15 protein-coding genes are annotated in these 24,253 nt (G+C 68.6%); 12 read left to right on the top strand and 3 right to left on the bottom strand.

From position 1 onward, the window contains the following. Nucleotides 1–5: 5 nt before the first annotated feature. Nucleotides 6–740, bottom strand: a complete 735-nt coding sequence (locus ACWGL1_RS11695; protein WP_291779521.1) for a TorF family putative porin — start codon at nucleotides 738–740, stop codon at nucleotides 6–8. A 374-nt stretch (nucleotides 741–1,114) separates the two neighbouring features. Here ACWGL1_RS11695 and ACWGL1_RS11690 point away from each other — a divergent pair, with 374 nt between their 5' ends. The 5 genes from ACWGL1_RS11690 to ACWGL1_RS11670 all read left to right on the top strand — a co-directional run bounded on the left by ACWGL1_RS11690 (nucleotide 1,115) and on the right by ACWGL1_RS11670 (nucleotide 10,137). Next, nucleotides 1,115–2,401 carry a two-component system sensor histidine kinase NtrB gene (locus ACWGL1_RS11690; RefSeq protein WP_452112091.1) on the top strand — a complete coding sequence of 429 codons (1,287 nt, stop codon included), beginning with the start codon at nucleotides 1,115–1,117 and terminating at the stop codon, nucleotides 2,399–2,401. Further along, entirely contained in the window at nucleotides 2,398–3,000 is a 603-nt protein-coding gene (locus ACWGL1_RS11685) for a response regulator transcription factor (protein ID WP_291779514.1), read from the top strand. Before ACWGL1_RS11690 ends, ACWGL1_RS11685 begins: the two co-directional genes overlap by 4 nt. Before the next feature lie 87 nt (nucleotides 3,001–3,087). Further along, complete coding sequence (locus ACWGL1_RS11680; protein WP_338578003.1) at nucleotides 3,088–4,533, top strand: NAD-dependent succinate-semialdehyde dehydrogenase; 1,446 nt, start codon at nucleotides 3,088–3,090, stop codon at nucleotides 4,531–4,533. Nucleotides 4,534–4,829: 296 nt separating this feature from the next. After that, a complete protein-coding gene (locus ACWGL1_RS11675; protein WP_452112090.1) occupies nucleotides 4,830–6,500 on the top strand; it encodes an MFS transporter in 1,671 nt (556 codons plus the stop codon). 262 nt (nucleotides 6,501–6,762) lie between these two features. Further along, on the top strand, nucleotides 6,763–10,137 hold the full coding sequence (locus tag ACWGL1_RS11670) for a hybrid sensor histidine kinase/response regulator (protein ID WP_452112089.1): 3,375 nt from the start codon (nucleotides 6,763–6,765) through the stop codon (nucleotides 10,135–10,137). 166 nt (nucleotides 10,138–10,303) lie between these two features. Here ACWGL1_RS11670 and ACWGL1_RS11665 read toward each other — a convergent pair whose 3' ends face one another. Then, complete coding sequence (locus tag ACWGL1_RS11665; RefSeq protein WP_452112088.1) at nucleotides 10,304–10,918, bottom strand: response regulator; 615 nt, start codon at nucleotides 10,916–10,918, stop codon at nucleotides 10,304–10,306. Between the two features lie 181 nt (nucleotides 10,919–11,099). On the opposite strand from ACWGL1_RS11665, the gene ACWGL1_RS11660 reads away from it, so the two are divergent. From ACWGL1_RS11660 to ACWGL1_RS11650, 3 genes are all read left to right on the top strand, one after another. Beyond that, nucleotides 11,100–12,443, top strand: a complete 1,344-nt coding sequence (locus ACWGL1_RS11660) for a DcaP family trimeric outer membrane transporter (protein WP_452112087.1) — start codon at nucleotides 11,100–11,102, stop codon at nucleotides 12,441–12,443. A gap of 35 nt (nucleotides 12,444–12,478) precedes the next feature. Continuing rightward, nucleotides 12,479–14,416 (top strand): acetate--CoA ligase, encoded by a 1,938-nt coding sequence (acs, locus tag ACWGL1_RS11655; protein ID WP_452112086.1) that lies wholly within the window; start codon nucleotides 12,479–12,481, stop codon nucleotides 14,414–14,416. Nucleotides 14,417–14,541: 125 nt separating this feature from the next. Beyond that, on the top strand, nucleotides 14,542–15,600 hold the full coding sequence (locus ACWGL1_RS11650; protein ID WP_452112085.1) for a CaiB/BaiF CoA transferase family protein: 1,059 nt from the start codon (nucleotides 14,542–14,544) through the stop codon (nucleotides 15,598–15,600). 125 nt (nucleotides 15,601–15,725) lie between these two features. On the opposite strand, the gene ACWGL1_RS11645 is transcribed toward ACWGL1_RS11650, so the two are convergent. Next, on the bottom strand, nucleotides 15,726–17,306 hold the full coding sequence (locus ACWGL1_RS11645) for a GNAT family N-acetyltransferase (protein ID WP_452112084.1): 1,581 nt from the start codon (nucleotides 17,304–17,306) through the stop codon (nucleotides 15,726–15,728). A gap of 80 nt (nucleotides 17,307–17,386) precedes the next feature. Between ACWGL1_RS11645 and ACWGL1_RS11640 the strand changes: the two genes are divergently transcribed. The 4 genes from ACWGL1_RS11640 to alaS all read left to right on the top strand — a co-directional run bounded on the left by ACWGL1_RS11640 (nucleotide 17,387) and on the right by alaS (nucleotide 24,188). Then, nucleotides 17,387–18,904: a CYTH and CHAD domain-containing protein gene (locus ACWGL1_RS11640; protein ID WP_452112083.1), complete on the top strand. Its 1,518-nt coding sequence runs from the start codon at nucleotides 17,387–17,389 to the stop codon at nucleotides 18,902–18,904. Nucleotides 18,905–19,073: 169 nt separating this feature from the next. Continuing rightward, nucleotides 19,074–20,153, top strand: coding sequence for a recombinase RecA (gene recA / locus ACWGL1_RS11635; protein WP_291779483.1), 1,080 nt, complete (start codon nucleotides 19,074–19,076; stop codon nucleotides 20,151–20,153). Between the two features lie 628 nt (nucleotides 20,154–20,781). Beyond that, entirely contained in the window at nucleotides 20,782–21,264 is a 483-nt protein-coding gene (gene rraA / locus ACWGL1_RS11630) for a ribonuclease E activity regulator RraA (protein WP_452112082.1), read from the top strand. A 278-nt stretch (nucleotides 21,265–21,542) separates the two neighbouring features. Further along, entirely contained in the window at nucleotides 21,543–24,188 is a 2,646-nt protein-coding gene (gene alaS / locus ACWGL1_RS11625; RefSeq protein ID WP_452112081.1) for an alanine--tRNA ligase, read from the top strand. Nucleotides 24,189–24,253 lie beyond the last annotated feature (65 nt).

Below are 24,253 nucleotides of genomic sequence, written 5' to 3'. Positions count from 1 at the left end.
TTCGATCAGAAGTTGAAGCTCAGCGCGCCGACTAGGCGCCCGTCGTAGTTGTCGCCGAGATCGTGGCTGTCCGTGTCGTACCAGCGGACATCCGCGGCCCACCGCTCGGTCAGGTTGTATTTCACGCCCAGATTCCAGGCGTTGTAGTCGGCCCCGCCATCCGCCGAGCGCACCCCGAAGGCCGCCGAGGCCCTGGCCCGCGCCCCCAGCGCCGTCGCGGCCTGGGCCTCGATCCACCAGGCTTCCCTGGTCGCGGCGAAACCGTCCGGCGTATAGTTGACCCGCAGCCGTCCCGAGACGCGCCCGAACTTGCGCGACGCGTCAGCCTGATATTCCCAGTAGTTGGCGTCGACGCCCGATCGCGTCCCGGGCAGGTCGCGGTTCATCACCGAGAGATCAAAGGCGACCCCCGCCGCCCTGGGCCGCCAGCCCAGGGCCGTGATGATCTCGGCGTCCGATCCCTGGGACAGCTTGGCCGTCGAGGCGAAGACGCTGCCGTAGAAGGCGCCGTAGGACGCCTCCAGATTGGCGTTCAGGCTCGGGTCGCCGGCGCTCTTGCCCAGTCCCTTGCCGACATATTCGCTGGCGACGCCGACTTGGGCGTCGAAGGATTGAGCCTGCGCAGGCGCCGACAGGACGATCGGCAGCGCCGCCGACAGGGCGATGAGAAGCCCGCCGGACAGCGGGGGATGAAACGCGCGGCCGCCATTCTGGCGCCGGGCGAGGAATTCGAAGGGCATTCAGACCTCTTTGAGACTGAGGCCTTTCTGAGCGGGACAACGGTAGCAATCGTAAACTCCACCGTACGTAGAAACCCGCAATTGCGCGCCTTTCTCATGCACAGCTTTTGCCGCACACAACCTTCAGCATAACTATTAACTATTAAGTAACCACGAACTCAGATTGCGTATATATCGACGTTATTGCAGAAATCTTCATTTCTGACGCCCTCGAACAACTACAGTCGGCAATTGCACGTCGAGCGAGACCTATCTAATAAGTCATCCTCGCCCGCCTCATGACGATGACGACACAGAAGGGCCCGGCTCCTGAATTATTGGAGACGAGGACTAGCTCGATTTACTCAGTATTGGACCGCCGCCTGCCTGACGTCATGCCCGCCCGGCGCCCTTTGGCGACGGCGATCGCCTTGTCGTGCGTCCTGGCCGCCGCCGCAGCCCTGGCGGGGGCGCTGGCCGCGCCGTCGTCGGCGCGCGGCCTCGTCCCCCTCGCCCTGCTCCTGTCGCTGGCGGCTTCGGCGGCCCTGGTCCTGGTCTGGCGTCAGGCCTCCAGCCTCAGCGGCGCCCTGGCGGCGCGCGACGCCCTGCTGAACGTGGCCTTCCTGTCGACGGCGGCCCTGATGCTGACGCGTGACGGCAGGATCTCGCGCCTCAACGAGGCCGCCTGCGCCATGTTCAGAGTCAGAAAGGATGACGCCCTCGGGCGCCCTTTCGCCGATCTGGCGCCGGGGTTCGACATGGCCGTTCTGGCCGCTTCCGGATCATCGAACGGCCTGCTGGAGAACGACTCCGGCTCCTGGACCGGTCGACGATCGGACGGATCGGCCTTTCCGGTCGGCGTCCAGTTCGCCCTGACGCCCGGCGGTTCGGACCAGGACTATGTCGCCCTGAGTCTGGCCGACCTGACGCTACGCCACGCCGCCGAAGCCCAGGCCCGCGAACTGCACGCCCAGTTGAACACCGTCTGGCGCCTGAACTCCCTCGGCGAGATGGCCGCCACCCTGGCCCATGAGCTGAACCAGCCGCTGAGCGCAGCCGGCGGCTATCTGCACGCCAGCCGGGCGGACATGGAGAAGGCCGGCTCCCTGGGCGACAGCGCCTGCCGCACCCTGGACCTGGCCCAGGCCCAGCTCCTGCGCGCGGGTCAGATCATCCGCCGCATCCGCGCCTTCCTGACCCAGGAGACCGGCGCCCTGGCGCAGGAACGCGCCTCGGTCATGGTCGAGAACATGAAGCAGATCCTGACCCGCATCGGCCAGGACAGGGGCGTCGCCGTCCACATCGACATGGCCGGGTTCTCCGATCGGGTGCAAGCCGACCGCATCCAGTTCCAGCAGGCCGTGGTCAATCTGGTCCGCAACGGCGTCGAGGCGGCGGCGGGCCGCGACGGCGCCGAGGTGCGTATCCTGGGCCGCGCCGAGGTCGACGGCTACCGCATCAGCATCGAGGACAACGGCCCCGGCGTCGCCGACGATCAGCGCGAGCGCCTGTTCCAGCCCATGACCAGCACCAAGCCCGGCGGCATGGGACTGGGCCTGTCCGTCACCCGCACCATCGTCGAACGGCACGGCGGCGCCCTGGATCTGCACCGCAGCTCGGCCCTGGGCGGGGCGGCCTTCTTCTTCACCCTGCCCTTGGATCAGGAGGCCGAGGCCGCATGAGCGATCACTCCGTCTTCATCATCGACGACGATCCGGCCGTCCGGGACGCCCTCCTGCGGGTGTTGCGCGGACGCGGGGTGCGCGCGCGCGGCTTCGCCAGCGGGACCGAATTCTTCGCCGCCCTGCCTGAAGACGCTTCGGCCTGCGTCATCACCGACGTGCGGATGCCGGGGATGGGCGGCGCGGAGATCGTGCGCCGCCTGGCCGACCTGCGCGAGACCTGGCCCGTGATCGTCATCACCGGACACGCCGACGTCTCCATGGCGGTTGAGATGATGAAGGCCGGCATCGTCGACTTCATCGAAAAGCCGTTCGATCCCGCCCGCCTGGTCGAGGTGGTGAAGGGCTGCCTGGCCCAGCTCGGCGATCTGGACGCCCGTCAGCAGGCCCGCCAGCAGACCCGCCAACGCCTGGCCCGCCTGACCCCGCGCGAGCGCCAGGTGTTCGACGCCCTGGTGGCCGGCGCCTCCAACAAGGAGATGGCCCTGAACCTGAAGATCAGCCCGCGCACGGTCGAGGTCTTCCGCGCCAAGGTCATGACCAAGATGGAGGCCGACAGCCTGTCGGCCTTGGTGCGCATGGGCCTGATGCTGACCTAAAGGTTTCCACCGCCTTGCAGCCGCGCCCGCTCCGGCGCGTTATGTCGGCTTCCCCCTGTTCCGGTCTTGCGTCCAAGGAGCCGCCCCATGTCCGATCCCGCCCGCCTGCTGCGCCGTCAGGCCTATGTCGACGGCCGCTGGATCGACGCCGACGGCGGCGGAACCATCGAGGTGACCAATCCGGCCACGGGCGAGGTGCTGGCCACGGTCCCCGACATGGGCGCTGTTGAAACCCGCCGCGCCGTCGCCGCCGCCGAGGCCGCGATGAAGCCCTGGGCCGCCAGGACGGCGGGCGAGCGCGCCCGCATCCTTCGTCGCTGGTTCGGCCTGATGATGAGCGAGCAGGACGCCCTGGGCCGCCTGCTGACCCGCGAACAGGGCAAGAGCCTGACCGAGGCAAAGGGCGAGATCGCCTACGCCGCCAGCTTCATCGAATGGTTCGCCGAGGAGGGCAAACGCACCTATGGCGAGGTCATCCCCAGCCATGACGCCTCCAAGCGCCTCGTGACGCTGCGCCAGCCGGTCGGGGTGGTCGGGGCGATCACGCCGTGGAACTTCCCCGCCGCCATGATCACCCGCAAGGTCGGCCCGGCCCTGGCCGCCGGCTGCGCCGTGGTGCTGAAGCCCGCCAGCCAGACGCCGCTGTCGGCCCTGGCGCTGGCCGTTCTGGCGGAAGAGGCGGGCCTGCCGCCCGGCCTGTTCAACGTCGTCACCGGCTCGGCCTCGGCCATCGGCGGCGAACTGACGTCCAATGAGACGGTGCGCAAGATCAGCTTCACCGGCTCGACCGAGATCGGCCGTCTGCTGATGCAGCAGTCGTCGCAGACCATCAAGAAGATGAGCCTGGAGCTGGGCGGCAACGCCCCCTTCCTCGTCTTCGACGACGCCGATGTGGACGCCGCCGTGGCGGGCGCCGTCGCCTCGAAGTACCGCAACGCGGGCCAGACCTGCGTCTGCACCAACCGCTTCTATGTGCAGGCCGCCGTCCATGATGAATTCGTCGCCAAGCTGACGAAGGCCACCGAAGCGCTGAAAGTCGGAAACGGCCTGGACGACGGCGTGCAGATCGGCCCCCTGATCGACGAGAAGGCGGTGAAGAAGGTCGAGGAGCACGTCGCTGACGCCCTGTCCAAGGGCGCGACCCTGCTGACCGGCGGCGAACGTCATAAACTGGGCCGCACCTTCTTCCAGCCGACGGTGCTGTCAGGCGTGACCCAGGACATGCAGATGTGCCGCGAGGAGACCTTCGGCCCCGTCTCCGGCGTCGTCCGCTTCGAGACGGAAGAGGAAGGCATCGCCCTGGCCAACGACACCATTTTCGGGCTGGCGGGCTATTTCTATGCCCGCGACCTGAGCCGCGTCTGGCGCGTGGCCGAGGCGCTGGAGACCGGCATGATCGGCATCAACACCGGCCTGATCTCCACCGAAGTCGCCCCCTTCGGCGGCATCAAGCAGTCGGGCCTGGGCCGCGAAGGCTCCAGCCACGGCATCGAGGACTACCTGGAGATCAAATACCTCTGCATGGGCCTCTGATCCTTCAAGTTCCCGCTCATCCCCGCGGAGGCGGGGACCCAGTGCTTTGGCGGCACACGCGGCGGAAGCCTTTCAGCTGACAAAGGTTTCCGGGCTGGCGCCTGCAGCCCTTACTAGGTCCCCGCCTCCGCGGGGATGAGCGGATGGGGCTGCTGCTCAGCCTTCCCATTCGACCAAGGTCGCTCTCCGCAAACGGCGTTTCCTGCTGTCACTCTCCCTTCCGACGCTCGGCGCAAAGCACGCCGGGCGCGAGGGAAACGCGCCGCGCATTGCGGCCGCACAGGAAGGGACTGCCCATGACCGACCGCACCATGGGTGCGGCGGACGACGGCGAGCACACGGTCGACAAGAACGACCGGCTGGTGATTCTCGCCTCCTCCGTCGGCACCGTCATCGAATGGTACGACTTCTATCTTTACGGCTCGCTGGCCGCGATCATCTCCGCTCAGTTCTTCTCGGGCGTGAACGAGACCACCGGCTTCATCTTCGCCCTGATGGCCTTCGCCGCCGGTTTCGCGGTGCGCCCGTTCGGGGCCATCGTCTTCGGCCGCATGGGCGACCTGTGGGGACGCAAGAACACCTTCCTGGTGACCATGCTGCTGATGGGCATCTCGACCTTCGTGGTCGGCCTGCTGCCGCCCTACGCCGCCATCGGCATCGCCGCCCCGATCATCCTGGTGCTGATGCGCCTGATCCAGGGCCTGGCGCTGGGCGGTGAATACGGCGGCGCCGCCACCTACGTCGCCGAGCACGCCCCCGACGGCAAGCGCGGCTTCTACACCTCCTTCATCCAGATCACCGCCACCGTGGGCCTGCTGCTCAGCCTGGCGGTGATCCTGGGCGTCCGCTTCAGCATCGGCGAGGAAGCCTTCGTCGCATGGGGCTGGCGCATCCCCTTCCTGGTCTCGATCCTGCTGCTGGGCGTGTCCCTGTGGATCCGCCTGAAGCTGTCGGAAAGCCCGGCCTTCAAGCGCATGAAGGCCGAGGGCAAGGGTTCGACCACCCCGCTGAAGGACAGCTTGATGAAGTGGCCGAACCTGAAGCTGGTGCTGATCGCCCTGTTCGGCCTGGCGGCCGGTCAGGCCGTGGTCTGGTACACGGGTCAGTTCTACGCCCTGTTCTTCCTGGAGAAGACGCTGAGGGTCGATCCGACCCTGGCCAACATCATGATCGCCGCCGCCCTGGCGCTGGCGACGCCCTTCTTCATCATCTTCGGCTGGCTGTCGGACAAGATCGGCCGCAAGCCCATCATCATGGCGGGCTGTCTGCTGGCCGCCGTGACCTACTTCCCGCTGTTCGGCGCCCTGACGGAGGCGGCCAACCCGCGCCTGGCCGCTGCGGCGGAGTCGTCCCCGGTGACCGTCATCGCCGACCCGGCCGACTGCCACTTCCAGTTCGACCCCGTCGGCAAGACCGTCTTCAACAGCTCGTGCGACGTCGCCAAGACCCATCTGGCCAAGGCGGGCGTCACCTACGTCAATGAGGCCGCGCCCGCCGGAGCCGTGGCCCAGGTGCGCATCGGCGACCGCGTGGTCGACAGCTTCAACGGCAAGACCATGCCCAAGGCCGAGTTCGACGCGCAGAAGAAGACCTGGGACGCCGGCCTGACCGCCGCCCTGACCGAAGCCGGCTATCCGGCCAAGGCCGACAGCGAACTGGTCAACAAGCCCCTGGTGATCGGCATCCTGTTCCTGCTGGTGCTGTATGTGACCATGGTCTACGGCCCGATCGCCGCCGCCCTGGTGGAGATGTTCCCGACCAAGGTGCGTTACACCTCCATGTCGCTGCCCTATCACATCGGCAACGGCTGGTTCGGCGGCTTCCTGCCGACCACGGCCTTCGCCATGGTCGCGGCCACCGGCAATATCTACTACGGCCTCTGGTACCCCATCGCCATCGCCGTGCTGACCCTGATCGTCGGCGTCCTCTTCGTGAAGGAAGGCAAGGACGTGAACATCCACGACTAAGACGCGCGCCTCTCCCTCCCCGTCCCGGGGAGGGTGGCTGAGCCCGACAGGGCGAGGCCGGGTGGGGGCGGCCTGGCTATTCACACACCGAGCCCCTCATCACCCGGCCCTCCCCACCCGGTCTCAGCTTCGCTTCGACCACCCTGCCCATGAAGGGGAGGGAGAAGGATGTGACTTTCGCCAACCTGCGGGCGGTCCGGCTTCGGCCTGGCCGCCCTCTTTTTCACTTGCCCGCACGATCGCCCCCGGCCCAGATGACGCCATGTTCAGCCTCGCCACCCTGGCCCTGACAGCCTTCTACATGGCCGCCCTGTTCGGCGTCGCCTGGTGGTACGAGCGGCCGCAGATCAAGGCGCGGCGCGGGATGCTGGGGCCGTCGCTCTATGCGCTGTCGCTGGCCATCTACTGCACGTCGTGGACCTATTACGGCGCCGTCGGCACGGCGGCGCGCGACGGGTGGGAGTATCTGCCCATCTACGCCGGGCCGATCCTGGGGCTGACCCTGCTGTTGCCGCTGTGGCGGCGCATCGCCTCGGCCGCCCGACGCGAGAACGTCGGCTCGATGGCCGACTTCATCTCGTCCCGCTACGGCAAGAGCCCGGCGCTGGGCGCGGCGGTGGCGGGCGTCGCCATTCTGGGCTCGGTCCCCTACATCGCGCTGCAGCTCAAGTCGCTGTCGATGGCGGGCGAGATGATCACGGTCGGCACCCCCGTCGCCGGGTCCGAGAGCCTGACCGTCCTGGTCATGGCGGCGGTCCTGGCCGGGTTCGCCATCCTGTTCGGCGCACGAAGGCCCGACCTGACCGAGCACAACCGCGGCCTGATCCAGGCCATCGGCATCGAGTCCATCGTCAAGCTGGCCGCCCTGCTGGCCGTCGCCGTTTTCGCCGTCGTCCTGCTGGCCGCCTCGCCGTCGCGACAGGCCGTGACCGACAGCCTGGGCCAGTTGGGGACATGGCCGCACATCGACGCCCGCTTCATGGCCATCACCCTGGTGGCGACCCTGGCCATCTTCTGCCTGCCGCGTCAGTTCCACGTCGCCTTCGTCGAGGGCGGCGATCCGGCCCAGGTGCGCCGCGCGCGCTGGATCTTCCCGCTGTATCTGATCCTCACCACGCTGGCCGTCCTGCCGCTGGTGGCGGCGGGCGGGCTGTTCACGCCCCAGACCAATCCCGACCTGCTGGTGCTGGCCCTGCCCCTGGGCGAGCGGCAGAGCCTGTTGACCGCCGTGGTCTTCGTCGGCGGCTTCTCGGCCGCCACCGCCATGGTCATCGTCGAGGCCGTGGCCCTGTCGGCCATGGTGTCCAACAACCTGATCCTGCCGCTGATGGGCGCCGGGCGGCGAGGCGGCGCCAGCCAGCCGGACATGGCGCGCACCCTGCTGAACATCCGCCGTCTGGCCATCGTCGCCCTGTTGCTGCTGGCGTGGCTCTATTATCTGGCGATGGACCGGACCAGCGGACTGGCGGCCATCGGCCTGGTGTCCTTCGCCGCCATGGCCCAGCTGGCGCCGTCGCTGTTCGGTGCGGTGCTGTGGCGCGGCGGGCGGGCCAGCGGGGCGCTGGCCGGACTGGCGGCGGGGATGGCGGTCTGGGCCGTCATGCTGGCCGCGCCGCAGCTGGCGCCCGGCTTCGGCCTGAACGTCCCCGCCATGCTGGGGCTGGAAGACCCGTTCGCGGCGGGCGTCTTCCTGAGCCTGGCGCTGAACCTGGGCGTCTTCGTCCTGGTGTCGCGGGCGCGGCCGCCGCGCCTGATCGACCGGGTCCAGGCCCGCGCCTTCGTCGACCGGCTCGGCCCGGACTGGATGGAGGGGCGCGGCGGCTCGGCCGGGGCCTCGGTCGGCGACCTGCGTGCCCTGGTCGCTCGCTTCATCGGCGACGAGCGGGCCGAGCGCGCCTTCGCCGCCTGGGCGAGCGAAACGGATGTGAGGCTCAAGGACGCCGACCCCGCCGACGCGACGCTGGCCCGTGCGGCCGAGCGGATGCTGGCGGGGGCCGTCGGCGCCGCCGCCGCCCGTCGTGTCCTGGCCGCCGCCCTGGCCGCCGGAGGCCGCGCGCCCGAGGACGTGGTGCGGATGCTCGACGAGGCGTCCCAGGCCGTCCAGTTCAACCGCGACCTGCTGCAGACCACGCTGGACAACATCGACCAGGGCGTCAGCGTCGTGGACGAGGATCTGCGCCTGACCGCCTGGAACCGCCGCTATGTCGAGATGTTCGACCTGCCCGCCGGCTTCGTCCACGTCGGCCTGCCCGTCGCCGCCGTCTATCGCCTGAACGCCGAACGCGGCGAGGCGGGCGTTCCGGATCACGAGATCGACGCCTGGGTCGAACGACGGCTGGAAGCCCTGGCCCGCCGCATCCCCCACGACCACGAGCGCGAACAGCCCGACGGCCGCATCCTGCGTTCCTCCGGGGCGCCCATTCCGGGCGGCGGCTACGCCACCAGCTATACCGACATCACCGCCCTGCGCCGCGCCGCACGCGAGCTGGAAGAGGCCAATGAACGGCTGGAGGCCCGCGTCGCCGACCGCACCGAACGGCTGGAGGAGGCCCGCCGCACGGCCGAGGACGCCACCGCTTCCAAGACCCGCTTCCTGGCCGCCGCCAGCCATGACCTGCTGCAGCCGCTGCACGCCGCCCGCCTGTTCATCGCCGCCCTGAGGGAGGACGCGGATCTGGCCGGATCGCCCGCGCGCGGCCTGGCGACCAACGCCGACCGCGCCATCGACAGCGCCCACCGTTTGCTGACCGCCCTGCTGAACCTGTCCAAGCTGGAGGCGGGCGGGGTCCAGCCCGCCGTGGCGCCCCTGGCCCTGGGCGGCCTGTTCGACGAACTGGCGCGCGAGTTCACGCCCCTGGCCCGCGCCAAGGGCCTGACCCTGACGGCGGCGCCCTCCAGCCTGTGGATCGCCTCGGACCGCGACCTGCTGCGCTCCATGCTGCAGAACCTGATCGCCAACGCCATCCGCTACACCGACCGTGGCCGTGTGCTGATCGGCGCCCGGCGCGACGGCGAGCGGGTGCAGATCCTGGTCAGCGACACCGGGCGCGGCATCGCCGAGGCCGACCGGCAAGCCGTCTTCGGCGAGTTCGTTCGCCTGCCCGGCGCGCCGGTGGACGAGCCGGGCGCCGGCCTGGGCCTGGCCATCGTCCAGAAGCTGTCGGACCTGCTGGGCCACCCGCTGTCGCTGGCCTCGCACGTCGGGCGCGGCACGACCTTCCGCGTCGCCGTTCCCCGCGCCGCCGCCCGGCCTGAGCCCGAGATCGTGGTTGATGATCGTCGCCTGCCGCTGGCGGGCCTGCGGGTGCTGTGCGTGGACAACGAGCCCGCCATTCTCGACGCCCTGACGGCCCTGCTCGACCGCTGGGGCGCGCAGGCCGTGACCGCCCGTTCAGTCGCCGAAGCGCGCACGGCCGTCGGCCCGTTCGACGCGGCCCTGGTCGACCTTCACCTGGGCGACGACGAGCCGGACGGACTGGCCGCCGTGGATGAGTTGCGCGCGCAGGGGGTCAGGCGCATCGCGCTGGTCACCGCCGACACCCGCGACGGCCTGAAGGAGAAGGCGGCGGCGGCCGGCGCCGTGCTGCTGCCGAAGCCGGTCAAACCGGCGGCGCTGAAGGCGTTCCTGAGGAGCTGACCCTTCTCCCTCCCCTTCATGGGGAGGGTGGTCGAAGCGAAGCGGAGACCGGGTGGGGAGGGCCGAGTGATCCTGGCCTCGGCCTCTGACCACCAAGCCGCCCCCACCCGACTTCGGCCTGACGGCCTCAGCCACCCTCCCCATAAAGGGGAGGGAGAAAGCGTGCCTAAATATCCAGCGACTGCGCCAGGATCACCGCCTGGGTCCGGTTCTGCACGCCCAGCTTGCGGAAAACGCTGGTCAGATGCGCCTTGATCGTCGCCTCGGTGACGCCCAGGTCGAAGGCGATCTGCTTGTTCAGCCGCCCGACCTTCAGCCCCTCCAGAATCCGCAACTGCGACGGCGTCAAGCTGGCGATGCGGGCTTGCAGGTCAGCCTCTTCCTCGCCCGCCGCCTCGACCTCGGGCGCCCAGGTCTCGCCTTCGAGAATGGCCCGGATCGCCTCAACCATTTCGGGCAGGGTGGCCGATTTGGGGATGAAGCCCGCCGCCCCCAGCGCCAGGGCGCGGCGGATGGTCGGCGCCTCCTCGCTGGCCGAGACCACGGCGACCGGCACGGCCGGATGATCGGCGCGGATCAGGGTCAGGCCCGTCATGCCGTCCACGTCCGACAGCTTCAGGTCCAGCAGCAGCAGGTCCGTCGGCGCCGCGCCCAGGGCGGCCTGCGCCTCGGCCAGGCTGGCGCATTCGACGATCTGCGCGCCTTCGGACGCCTTTTCGACGGCCGAGGTCAGGGCCGCACGAAACAGGGGGTGGTCGTCGGCGACGACGATGCGGTCCATGGACGTCCTTCCCGCGCGCGGTTCTTGTTCATCGGCCGCGTCGCGACGACACCATGCCGCGCCTCGACTTTGGTCGAAACTAGACGAATGGCTAATGGCCGCAAACCCTGACCGAGCGGAATGCTGCCGTCCTGAGGCCTGCGACAGACGGGCCCGGAACAACGGTCTGGGAGGACCTCGCATGGGAAGCTGCCGTCTGTTCAGCGGCGCGGCTGCGGCCGCGTTGCTGCTTGTCCCCGGCGCCGCACTGGCTCAAGAGGCCAGCGCCGCCCTGGAAGCCCGCATCGCCCAGCTCGAAGCCGAGCTGAACAGCCTAAAGTCCGAAGTCGCCGCCTCTCGCACCCAGCAGGCGTCGCAGGCCCAGGACATCATCCGTCTGGAGACGCGTCCGGCGCCGGCGCCTGTCTCCGCGCCGACGCCGCCTTCGGACGGCTTCCGCATCGGCGACCACACGGTGAAGTTCGGCGGCTTCATCAAGACCGACTTCATGGCGTCGAAATATTCCGGCGGCGACCCCGCCAACGGCGATCCCTTGCGCGACTATCACCTGCCCGGCGCCATCCCCGTCGGCGGCGACAGCGAGGACGTCGCAACCGACTTCAACGCCCGCCAGACCCGTTTCTGGCTGACCACCGACGGCATGGTCGGCGGCCACAAGATCGGCACGCGGCTGGAGATGGACTTCCAGACCCTGCCCGGCTCGGGCGACCAGCGCACGACCAGCGGCTCGAACCCCGCCCTGCGCCGCGCCTTCGTCACCATCGACAACTGGCTGATCGGCCAGGAGTGGACCAACTTCCAGAACACCGCCGTCCTGCCGGAATCGGCGGACTTCGTCGGCGCGGCCGAGGGCACGGTCTTCGCCCGTCAGGCCCAGGTCCGCTACACGCGCGGTCCCTTCTCCATCGCGCTGGAGAACCCCGAGACGACCGTCACCCCCTTCGGCGGCGGCGCGCGGATCATCGCCGACGACAACAGCCTGCCCGACCTGACCGCCCGCTACGCGCTGAGCCGTCCGTGGGGCGCGGTCCAGTTGTCCGGCCTGGTACGTCAGCTGAAGTATCAGAACCCGGCGACCGACATCGATTCGACCGCCACAGGCTGGGGTCTGTCGGCCTCGGCGCTATTCAAGGTCGGGGCCCAGGACGACATCCGCCTGATGCTGACCGGCGGCGAAGGCATCGGCCGCTATGTCGGGCTGAACTTCTCCAACGACGCGGTGCTGGACGCCTCGGGCGAGCTTGAGGCCATCGGCGTGGTCGCGGGCTTCGCCGCCTATCGCCACGTCTGGGCGCCGGGCTGGCGCTCCAGCCTGATCTGGTCCACGCAGAAGGTCGACAACGACGTCGCCCTGACCGGCGCGGCCGCCAACCGCTCGGCCCAGAGCCTTCACGCCAATCTGATCTGGTCGCCGGTTGCGGCGTTTGATGTCGGCGCCGAGGTGATGTTCGCTGATCGCAAACTCGAGTCAGGGCTGGACGGCGACATGACCCGTCTGATCCTGTTCGCCAAATACGGCTTCTAAGGCCGAAGAAGAAAAAGACCCTGGAGGAAAATCGCGTGTCTGATCCGGAAATCTATCCCGTCCCCGCCGAACTGGCCGCCCGCACCCACATGGACCGCGCCGGCTATGAAGCGGCCCGGATTCAGGCGCGTGAGACCCCTGACGCCTTCTGGGCTACGCAGGCCGAGCGGCTGGACTGGATGACCTTTCCGACCAAGATCAAGGACGTCTCCTTCAAGAAGGAAGACTTCCGCATCCGCTGGTTCGAGGACGGGGTGCTGAACGCCTCGGTCAACTGCATCGACCGCCACCTGCCCGCCCGCAGGGACGAGGTCGCCATCATCTGGGAAGGCGACGAGCCGACCGACAGCGAAGCCGTCACCTTCGGCCAGCTTCATGAGCGCGTGTGCCGCCTGGCCAATGTGCTGAAGGCCAACGGCGTCCAGAAGGGCGACCGCGTCACCATCTATCTGCCGATGATCCCCGAGGCGGCCTACGCCATGCTGGCCTGCGCCCGCATCGGCGCGGTGCATTCGGTCATCTTCGGCGGCTTCTCGCCCGACAGCATCGCCGGACGGATCGAGGACTGCGAATCTGCGTTCGTCATCACCGCCGACGAGGGCTGCCGCGCCGGCAAGCGCGTGCCGCTGAAGGCCAATGTCGACAAGGCGCTGGAAAAGGTCGCGGGCGTGAAGACCGTCGTCGTCCTGCGCCATACCGGGGCCGAGGTTCCCCTCGTCGCGGGCCGCGATCTGGACTGGGGCGTCGAGACGGAAAAGGCCTCGCCCGACTGCGCGCCCGAGCCGATGAAAGCCGAAGACCCGCTGTTCATCCTCTACACTTCCGGCTCGACGGGTAAGCCCAAGGGCGTGCTGCACACCACCGGCGGCTACCTGTTCTGGGCCAGCTATACGCATGAGCTGGTGTTCGATTACCGCCCCGGCGAGGTCTTCTGGTGCACCGCCGACGTGGGTTGGGTCACGGGCCACACCTATGTCGTCTACGGCGCCCTGGCCAATGCGGCGACGACCCTGATGTTCGAGGGCGTGCCCAACTATCCGACCGTCAGCCGCTTCTGGGAAGTGGTGGACAAGCATCAGGTCAACATCTTCTACACCGCCCCCACGGCCCTGCGCGCCCTGATGCGCGACGGCGACGCCCCGGTGAAGGCGTCCAGCCGCAAGTCCCTGCGCCTGCTGGGCACCGTCGGCGAGCCGATCAACCCCGAGGCCTGGCGCTGGTATCATGAGGTCGTCGGCGAGAGCCGCCTGCCCATCGTCGACACCTGGTGGCAGACCGAGACGGGCGGCGCCCTGATTTCGCCCCTGCCCGGCGCGACCGACCTTAAGCCCGGCTCGGCGACCAAGCCCCTGCCCGGCGTCGAGCTCCAGATCGTCGACGCCGACGGCGCGGTTCTGGAGGGCGCGACCGAGGGTAATCTGTGCATCACCGACAGCTGGCCGGGCCAGATGCGGACGGTCTATGGCGACGACCAGCGCTTCTTCGAGACCTATTTCTCGACCTATCCGGGCAAGTATTTCACCGGCGACGGCTGCCGCCGCGACGAGGACGGCTATTACTGGATCACCGGCCGGGTCGATGACGTCATCAACGTCTCGGGCCACCGCATGGGCACGGCCGAGGTCGAGAGCGCGCTGGTCCTGCACGACGACGTGGCCGAGGCCGCCGTCGTCGGCTTCCCCCACGACATCAAGGGCCAGGGCATCTACGCCTATGTCACCCTGAACAAGGGGGTCGAGGCCACCGAAGACCTGCGCAAGGCCCTGGTCGCCCAGGTCCGCGAGGAGATCGGCCCCATCGCCGCTCCCGACGTGATCCAGTGGGCGCCGGGCCTGCCCAAGACCCGCTCCGGCAAGATCATGCGGCGCATCCTGCGCAAGATCGCCGAGAACGAACTGGGCGCCCTGGGCGACACCTCGACGCTGGCCGATCCGTCGGTCGTGGATGATCTGGTGAAGAACCGGGCGGCGTAGACATCCAAATCCGCTCATCCCGGCGGACGCCGGGGTGAGCGGTACATCATTCAGCTCCCCCCGAAGAGGCGGTCCCGAACGGCGCAAGCTGGACGGGGCCGCCCGCCTCGGCTTCAGTGCCGGACATGAGCGGAACCCTCGACGGCCTGACCATCATCGAAATCGCCGGCATCGGCCCCGCCCCCTTCTGCGGCATGATGCTGGCCGATCATGGGGCCGAGGTAGTGCTGGTCCACCGCCCCGGCGCCGCGCCCGACCCGCGCGATCCCCTGAACCGCAGCCGCGCCCGCCTGGTCGAGGCCGACCTGAAGACGCCCGAGGGGGCCGCCCTGATCCGCGACCTCATCCGCACCGCCGACGGCCTGATCGAGGGCTTCCGTCCCGGCGTGATGGAGCGTCTCGGCCTCGGGCCCGACGCGCTGCTGGCCGACAACCCGCGTCTTGTCTACGGCCGCATGACCGGCTGGGGTCAGGACGGGCCGCTGGCCCCGGCGCCGGGCCACGACATCGACTACATCGCCGTCTCGGGCGCGCTGCACGCCTTCGGCCGGGCGGGCGAGAAGCCGACCCCGCCGATCAACATGGTCGGCGACTTCGGCGGCGGCGGCATGCTGCTGGCCTTCGGCATGGTGGCGGGCCTGCTGAAGGCCCAGCGCACCGGGCGCGGCGACGTCATCGACTGCGCCATGACCGACGGCTCCTCCCTGCTGATGAGCATGATCTGGGGCTTCCGCCAGAACCTGCCCGCGCCCCTGCCGCCCAGCCTGGCCTGGCGCGACGAGCGCGGCGTCAACCTGCTCGACACGGGCGCGCCGTTTTACGAGGTCTATGAGACGAAGGACGGCAAATACCTCGCCGTCGGCGCCATCGAACCGGCCTTCTACATCGCCCTGATGCGGTTGACGGGTTTGGGCGCCGATCCCGATTTCGCCATGCCGTTCGCCCCGGCCCAGTGGCCCATGCTGAAGGACAAGCTGGCCGCCGTCTTCCGCACCCGCACCCGCGACGACTGGTGCAACGACCCCGACGCCCAGGCCGCCTGCGTCGCCCCCGTCCTGTCCATGACCGAGGCCCCCGACCACCCGCACAACCGCGCTCGCGGCACCTTCGTCACCGCGCAGGGCGTGGTGCAGCCCGCGCCTGCGCCCCGGTTCCGAAACAGTCCGGCAAAGCAGCCCATATAATCCCGCTCACCCCGGCGGACGCCGGGGCCCAGTGCTTGGCCCCACCCGCGCGGCATGAACAACCAGGCCTCGCGCGCGCTGCTCTTACTAGGTCGCGGCGTCCGCCGGGATGAGCGGAGGTAAGGTCACCCTCCGTCGGTCCACACCGTCTTGTAGAGGTCGAACCGCCGATCGCGCAGGTTCCGCACCGTCCCCTGCGCCTTGGCCCAGGCCAGATCGGACAGGTCCAGGTCCGCCACCGTCACCGTCTCGACGTTCTCGCTAGCCTCAGCCGCCACCCCGTCGCGCGCGAAGGGGAAGTCGCACGGCGTCAGGATGCACGACTGCGCGTACTGGATGTCCATGTTCTCGACGTTGGGCAGATTGCCGACATTGCCCGACAGGACGACGTAGCACTGGTTTTCGATGGCCCGCGCCTGCGAGCAATAGCGCACCCGCAGATACCCCTGCCGGTTGTCGGTGCAGAAGGGGGTGAACAGGATGCGCGCCCCCTCGTCCGCCAGACGTCGCGCCAGTTCCGGGAACTCGGAATCATAGCAGATCATCACCCCGATCGGCCCGCAGTCGGTGGGGATGGCGTGGACGCGGTCGCCGCCCTTGATGTTCCACCAGTGCCGCTCGTTCGGGGTCGGGTGGATCTTCTCCTGCTCATGCACCGAGCCGTCGCGCAGGAAGACGTAGGCGACATTCTGGATCTCGCCGTCCTCGGTCCGCGTCGGGTGCGAGCCGCCGATGATGTTGACGTTGTAGCCGACCGCCAGCTCGCGCATCGCCTCGACGAAGCGCGGCGTGTAGCGGGTCAGGGCCTCGATCGATTCCGCAGGCGTCAGCTTCTTCGTCTCCAGCGACAGCAGCTGAAGCGTGAACAGCTCGGGGAAGACCACGAAGTCGGCGCGATAGTCCGACCCCACGTCGACGAAATATTCGACGTTGTCCATGAACTCGCCGAAGCTCTCGACCTTGCGCATCTGCAGCTGGACGGTGGCGACGCGCACCGTCTCCTTGACCGCAAAGGCCGCCCCCTTGCCCGTCGCCTCGACATAGTAGGGGTTGCGCCAGACCCAGCGCGCCGCATGGCCCAACGACGCCTTGTCCGACGGCAGATAGTTCAGCAGCACCCCCGCCGGCTCGAACCCCGAGCGCTGATGAAAGGCCATGATCGGGTCCTTCACCTTGCGGTCGCGCACCGCCTCGACATAGGCGTTCGGGTCGGGATAGGCGGCGCGGCGGCGCGCCAGCCCCGGCATCCGCCCGCCGAAGACGATCCCCTTCAGGTTCTGCGCCTCGCACAGGTCGCGGCGCGCGTCATACAGGCGCTGGCCGATGCGCAGGCGGCGCCGGGCGGGGTCGACGCAGACCTCCATGCCGTACAGCCACTCGCCCTCGGGATCGTGCCGCGCGCCATAGCCGCCGCCGGTGATCTGGTCCCAGGTGTGCGGCCCCATGGCCGATTTTTCGTCGATGCGGAAGCTGGCGGCGTAGCCGACGATCTCGCCCTCGAACTCGACCACGAACTGGCCGTCGGGATAGGTGGCGATCTGGCCGCGCAGCATCCCCGCCGTATAGGGCGGCATGTCCTTGTAGACCCGCGCCACCAGGGCGTTGATCCCGGCGACGTCGCCCATGCGGGCGTTGCGGATGGTCAGGACGGCGGGCTTGGCCGGTTCGGCCGTCTGGGTGGTTTGGGTGGTCTGAAGATCAGTCATGCACTCCCTAACGCTCGAGCTTGGCCGTTGGATCATTTCATCGTCTTGGACCGGCATGAGGATAGGCGCACAATGGCGTCATGTCCGGCATGACGCAGGAAATCGAACTGAAATTTCGGCTGGGGCCGGGCGCCGCCGCCCGTCTGGCCGTCCACCCGGCCCTGGCGGGCGAGGACAGCGTGCAGACCGTGCGCTCCGTCTATTTCGACACGCCCGACCAGGTGTTGCGGCGCGCCGGCTGGGGCCTGCGCGTACGCGCCACGGGACGCGGCTTCGTCCAGACCCTGAAGGGCCAGACCGGCGGCGACGTCCTCAACCGCGCCGAATGGGAGACGCCGGTCGCCGGCGAAGCCCTCGACTGGAAAGCGCTGAAGGCGACGCCCGCCGCCGCCCTGCTGAAGGGCCGCCGCCGCGACCTGGCCCCCCGTTTCGCCAGCACGGTGCGCCGCCGCACCCGTCTGGTCGCCTTCGACGGCGCGGTGATCGAGGCCGCCTATGACGAGGGCGAACTGTCGGCGGGCGACCGCGTCGAACCCCTGCGCGAACTCGAACTGGAGCTGAAAGACGGCCCGCCCCAGGCCCTGTTCGCCCTGGCCCGGCGCCTGTCGGCCGACATCGCCCTGGTCCCCCTGTTCGAGAGCAAGGCCGAACGCGGCTGGCGCCTGGCCGAAGGGCTTGAGCGCGCGCCCCGCACCGCCCTCGCCGATCCCCTGCCCCGCGCCCTGAGCGCCGAAGCGGCCCTGCGCCGCACGGCCCTGGCCGCCCTGGGCCAGGTCTCTGCCAACGCCGAACTGCTGCGCCGGGTGCGCCGTCCCGAGGCTCTGCATCAGCTACGGGTGGGCCTGCGTCGCCTGCGCGCCGCCTTGTCCGTATTCAAACCCCTGCTGGGTCAGGACGCCGCCCCCGTCGTCGCCGAGCTGAAATGGCTGGCGCATGAGACCGACGCCGCCCGCGACCTCGACGTCTTCATCCGCGACGTCTTCCACCCGGCCGCGCTGGAGACGCCCGACCCCGACCTCGCCCCCCTGGGCCTGCGACTGCTGGCGGCCCGCAGCGGCGCCTACCGCCGGGCGATGGCGGCGATCGATTCGCCGCGCTACGCCGCCCTGATGTTCGAGGCTCTGGCCTGGATCGAGACCGGCGCCTGGCGGACCGATCCCGACCCGGTGCGCGCCTGGCGCCGACAGCGGCCTGTCGCCGACTTCGCCGCCGAGGCCCTGCAAAGGCTGAACCGACGCGTACGACGCGGCGGCCGTCGTCTCGACCGACTGGACGCCGCGGGCCGCCACCGTCTGCGCATCCGCGTCAAACGCCTGCGCTATGCCGCCGAGTTCTTCGCCGGCCTGTTCGCCCATCCCCGCCGCGAGCGGCGTTTCCTCAAAAGCCTGGAGCAGGTGCAGGACCGCTTCGGCGCCCTCAACGACCTGGCCGTGGCGCGCGACCGCATCCCCGCCGAGGCCCGACTGACCTCGCCCGAGATCGCCTTCGCCGCCGGACGCCTGGTCGGCCGCCGCGAACAGAGCGCCGCCGTCCTGCACGCCGCCTCAAGCCGCGCCTTCGCCCGCCTGTCCCGCGTCCGCCCCTATTGGCGCGGCTGAGAGATCACGACACAATCGGTCGTATCTCAATAAATGTTCTCGTTCAGTTCACGAGAACATCTTGCGAACAAGAACAAACCGTGTCCATAGTCCGGCTCACCAAGGGAGCGGGTCCGTGGCGGGTCTCTCCCGAAGTCAGATGGGAATCATGGCAAGGGAGAGAAAACCAATGTCACAGGCGGCACTGAAGCTCGTGGGTAAAGAAGACGGCGACAAACAACGCGCTCTCGAGGCGGCGATCGCACAGATCGATCGCGCCTTCGGCAAGGGCTCGGTCATGAAACTGGGCAAGGCCGGACAGGTGGCCGAGATCGAGAGCGTCTCGACCGGCTCGCTGGGCCTCGACCTGGCGCTCGGCATCGGCGGCCTGCCGGTCGGACGGGTGATCGAGGTGTTCGGCCCCGAATCCTCGGGCAAGACGACCCTGGCCCTCCACACCGTGGCCGAGGTCCAGAAGAAGGGCGGCGTGGCCGCCTTCGTCGACGCCGAGCACGCGCTGGACCCGGTCTATGCGCAAAAGCTGGGCGTGAACCTCGACGACCTGCTGGTGTCGCAGCCCGACGCCGGCGAGCAGGCGCTGGAGATCGTCGACACCCTGGTGCGCTCGGGCGCCGTGGACATCGTGGTGGTCGACTCCGTCGCCGCCCTGACGCCGCGCGCCGAAATCGAGGGCGAGATGGGCGACAGCCTGCCCGGCCTTCAGGCCCGCCTGATGTCGCAGGCCCTGCGCAAGCTGACGGCCTCGATCTCCAAGTCCAAGTGCATCGTCCTGTTCATCAACCAGATCCGTCACAAGATCGGCGTCATGTACGGCTCGCCCGAAACGACGACGGGCGGCAATGCGCTGAAATTCTACGCCTCGGTGCGCCTGGACATCCGCCGCACCGGCGCGATCAAGAACCGCGACGAGGTCGTCGGCAACACCACCCGCGTCAAGGTGGTCAAGAACAAGGTCGCCCCGCCGTTCCGCGAGGTCATCTTCGACATCATGTACGGCGAAGGCATCTCCAAGATCGGCGAGATTATCGACCTGGGGGTCAAGGCCAACATCATCGAGAAGTCCGGCTCCTGGTTCTCCTACGACTCCACCCGCATCGGTCAGGGCCGCGAGAACGCCAAGGAGTTCCTGAAGAACAACCCCGACATGGCCCTCGCCATCGAGAAGGCGGTGCGCCAGTCCACGGCCAAGATCGCCGACGACATGCTGGGCGCCCCCGAACCCGACGAGGGCCAGGACCTGGAGGGTTGATCCGTCCCATCATCTGAACGCCGTCATCCTCGGGCTTGACCCGAGGATCCAGTCGGGAAACGCCCTCTTCCTTCTCCGCCCGGATCGCGCAGGCGGTCCGATCCTCGGATCAAGCCCGAGGATGACGGCGGAAAGGGCGGGCCTTTCCTGATCGGCCAGAGCTTCTCCGTTCGCCGCTGCGCGACCCGCCTACCGACCCCGCGTGGCCGGTCGGACGGAGATCGGCCCGCCCGACCTGCTTCGGGCGGGCCTCTTTTTTCTCAAAGCTGAAAAATTGACGTCAGCTCTAAAGCGGCCCCCCAGGACGACACTCGTGCCCCCGCTCCGCCGTATAGTAAGGCGTAGGGAACAGGGGCGTAATTACCGTCACGCTGCCTCCTGATTCCAGGCAAATATCACTTCCATACCCCACAACGGTCGTCATGGATGCGTCCGAATAGAATGTATAATAGTACACATATTCCCATGATTTGAACGCAACCGCCGGCGAAGCGGCCATAGCGAGAAGAATTCCGGACATCGCCAATTTGACTAGCCTGCGCACACGTATTCTCCCTAAATTAAAGTCTGAAACATCCATCAGACCTAGTCACATAACAACGATTCCTGACAAATGAGAAGGAACGGCATGCGCCCCGCCACCGCCGACCTCTGCGACGCCCACACCGACGTGGTGAAGGTCTGCCAGACGCCTTTCCGCAGCTTCGGCCAGGTCACCGCCTTTTACGGTCCGGTCCGCACCCTCAGCGTGCTGGACGACAACGCCCTGGTCCGCCAGACGCTGGAGCGGCCCGGTCAGGGGGCCGTCCTGGTGGTCAACGGCGGCGGTTCGCTGAAGCGCGCCCTGGTCGGCGACAATCTGGCGAAGCTGGCCATCGACAACGGCTGGGCCGGGATCGTCGTCCACGGCGCCGTGCGCGACAGCGCTGTCATCAACACCATGCACGTCGGCGTCAAAGCCCTGGGAACCATCCCTCTGCGCGCCGACCGCGACGCCATCGGCGAGATCGACATCCCCACCGCCTTCGGCGGCGTCATCTTCACGCCCGGCGACTGGCTCTACGCCGACGAAGACGGGGTCATCGTGTCGGCCGAGCGGTTGCACGACTAAGGCTCGCCTCCCCTCGTTCCGTCATCCTCGGGCTTGACCCGAGGATCGCGCGAGGCGGCGCGCGCCTCGGTCGCTATCGTCCCGCAGGCGGAGAGTCCGATCCTCGTGTCAAGCCCGAGAATGACGGTGAGCGCGACGGCCGACATGGTCCTGAACAACGAAAACGCCCGCCCGCGCCGCCCGCATCACGCCTCAGTGATGCGTTCGGCGCAAAATCCCTATATGACGCCGGTTCCGATATTTCCTCCCGCGCGCCCGAGTTCCAGAGCGATACGCCCATGACCAGCCTGAAGCAGATCCGTTCCACCTTCCTCGACTACTTCGCCGCCGACGGCCACGAGAAGGTGCAGTCGGCTCCGCTCGTGCCGCAGAACGATCCGACCCTGCTGTTCGTCAACGCGGGCATGGTGCCGTTCAAGGACTATTTCACCGGGGCGGCGACCGCGCCCTACAACCGCGCCACCAGCTCGCAGAAATGCGTCCGCGCCGGCGGCAAGCACAACGATCTGGACAACGTCGGCTACACCGCTCGTCACCACACCTTCTTTGAAATGCTGGGCAATTTCTCGTTCGGCGACTATTTCAAGGACCACGCCATCGAGCGCGCCTGGACCCTGCTGACCAAGGAGTTCGGCCTCGATCCCGCCCGCCTGCTGGTCACCGTCTATCATACCGACGACGAAGCCTTCGACATCTGGAAGAAGGTCACGGGGTTCGCCGATGAGAAGATCATCCGCATCCCCACCAACGACAACTTCTGGGCCATGGGCGACAGCGGCCCGTGCGGTCCGTGCACCGAAATCTTCTACGACCACGGCGACCACATCTTCGGCGGCCCTCCCGGTTCGCCGGACGAGGACGGCGACCGCTTCGTCGAGATCTGGAACAACGTCTTCATGCAGTTCGAGAAGGAGAACGACGAGATCGTTCGTGAACTGCCCAAGAAGTCGGTCGACACCGGCATGGGTCTGGAGCGCATCGCCGCCGTCCTGCAGGGCGTCCACTCCAACTATGAAGTGGACCTGTTCCGCAATCTGATCGCGGCCTCCGAAGAGCTGACCCACACCAAGGCCGAGGGCGAGCGCGCGCCGTCGCACCGGGTCATCGCCGACCACCTGCGCTCAACCGCCTTCCTGATCGCCGACGGCGTGACCCCCTCGAACGAGGGCCGGGGCTATGTCCTGCGCCGCATCATGCGCCGCGCCATGCGCCACGCCCACCTGCTGGGCGCGCAGGACCCGCTGATGCACCGCCTAGTGCCGACCCTGGTCGAGGAAATGGGCGAGGCCTATCCCGAGCTCGGCCGCGCCCAGGCCTTCATCGAGGACACGCTGAAGCAGGAAGAGATCCGCTTCCGCACCACGCTCGGTCGCGGCATGAACCTGTTCGATCAGGCGACGGCCGACTTCAAGGCCGGCGACATGCTGGACGGCCAGACGGCCTTCACCCTCTACGACACCTACGGCTTCCCGCTGGACCTGACGCAGGACGAGGCCCGTCGTCGCGGCTTCAGCGTCAACGTCGACGGTTTCGAATCCGCCATGGCCGAACAGCGCGACCGCTCGCGCGAGCACTGGAAGGGCTCGGGCCAGACGGCCTCGGCCGGCGCCTGGCTGGCCCTGCGCGATCAGCACGGCGGCACCGAATTCACCGGCTATGAGTCCGAGACCGGCGAAGGCAAGGTCATCGCCATCGTTAAGGACGGCGCCGAGGCGGCGTCCGCCGCGACCGGCGAAACCGTCGAGGTGCTGCTGGACAAGACCCCCTTTTACGGCGAAGGCGGCGGTCAGGCGGGCGACAAGGGCGCCTTCGTCTGGAGCGGCGGCGAAGGCCGCGTCCTGGACACCAAGAAGCACGGCGGCGACCTGCACGTTCACACCCTGGAAGTGACCAAGGGCTCGCTGGCCACCGGCGCGATCGTGACCGCCACCGTCGAAGAAGGCTCGCGTCCGACCACCCGCGCCAACCACTCGGCCGCTCACCTGTTCCACGCCGCCGTCAAGAACGTGCTGGGCGCCCACGTCGCCCAGAAGGGCCAGATGGTCGACGCCGAACGGATGCGCTTCGACTTCAGCCACAACGCCCCGATGACGGACGAGGAGATCGCCCGCGTCGAGGACGAGGTGAACGCCGTCATCCGTCAGAACGTCCCGGTCACCACCGAACTGATGACGCCCGACGCCGCCATCGCGGCGGGCGCCGTGGCCCTGTTCGGCGAGAAGTACGGCGATGAAGTCCGCGTCCTGACCATCGGCCGCGCGCTGAATGGTCCCGGCGCCTATTCGGTCGAACTGTGCGGCGGCACCCACGTCTTCCGCACCGGCGACATCGCCCTGTTCAAGATCGTCTCCGAAGGCGGCGTGGCCGCCGGCGTGCGCCGCGTCGAGGCCCTGACCGGCGAGGCGGCCCGCCGCTTCTTGCTGGATCAGGCCAATGTCGCCCGCCATCTGGCGCAGGGCTTCAAGATCCAGCCCGCTGAGGTTCCGGCCCGCGTCGAGGGTCTGCAGGCCTCGGTCAAGACGCTGGAGAAGCAGGTCGCCGACCTGAAGAAGCAGTTGGCCCTGGGCGGCGGCGCAGGCGCCAATGCGGCCCCGGAAGAGATCGGCGGGATCAAGCTGATCGCCCGCGTTCTGGACGGCGTCGACGGCAAGGGCCTGCGCGGCGTGGCCGAGGACTTCAAGAAGCAGGTGGGCTCGGGCGTCGTCGCCCTGGTCGGCGTCACCGACGGCAAGGCGGCCATCACCGTCGCCGCCACGCCGGACATGGCGGGCAAGGTCAATGCGGCCGACCTGGCCCGCGACGCCGTCATCGCCATGGGCGGCAAGGGCGCCGGCGGCAAGCCCGACTTCGCCCAGGGCGGCGCGCCCGACGGCTCCAAGGCCGAGGACGGCCTGAACGCCATCCGGTCCGCGCTGAAGGGCTGATCGCCCTCACAAGCTGAGACGACGAAGGGCGGCGTATCCGATGCGCCGCCCTTTATCTTGGGCTG

It is taken from the genome of Brevundimonas sp. NPDC055812, assembly GCF_053616535.1.
This window is presented reverse-complemented; position numbering and strand designations above follow the sequence as displayed.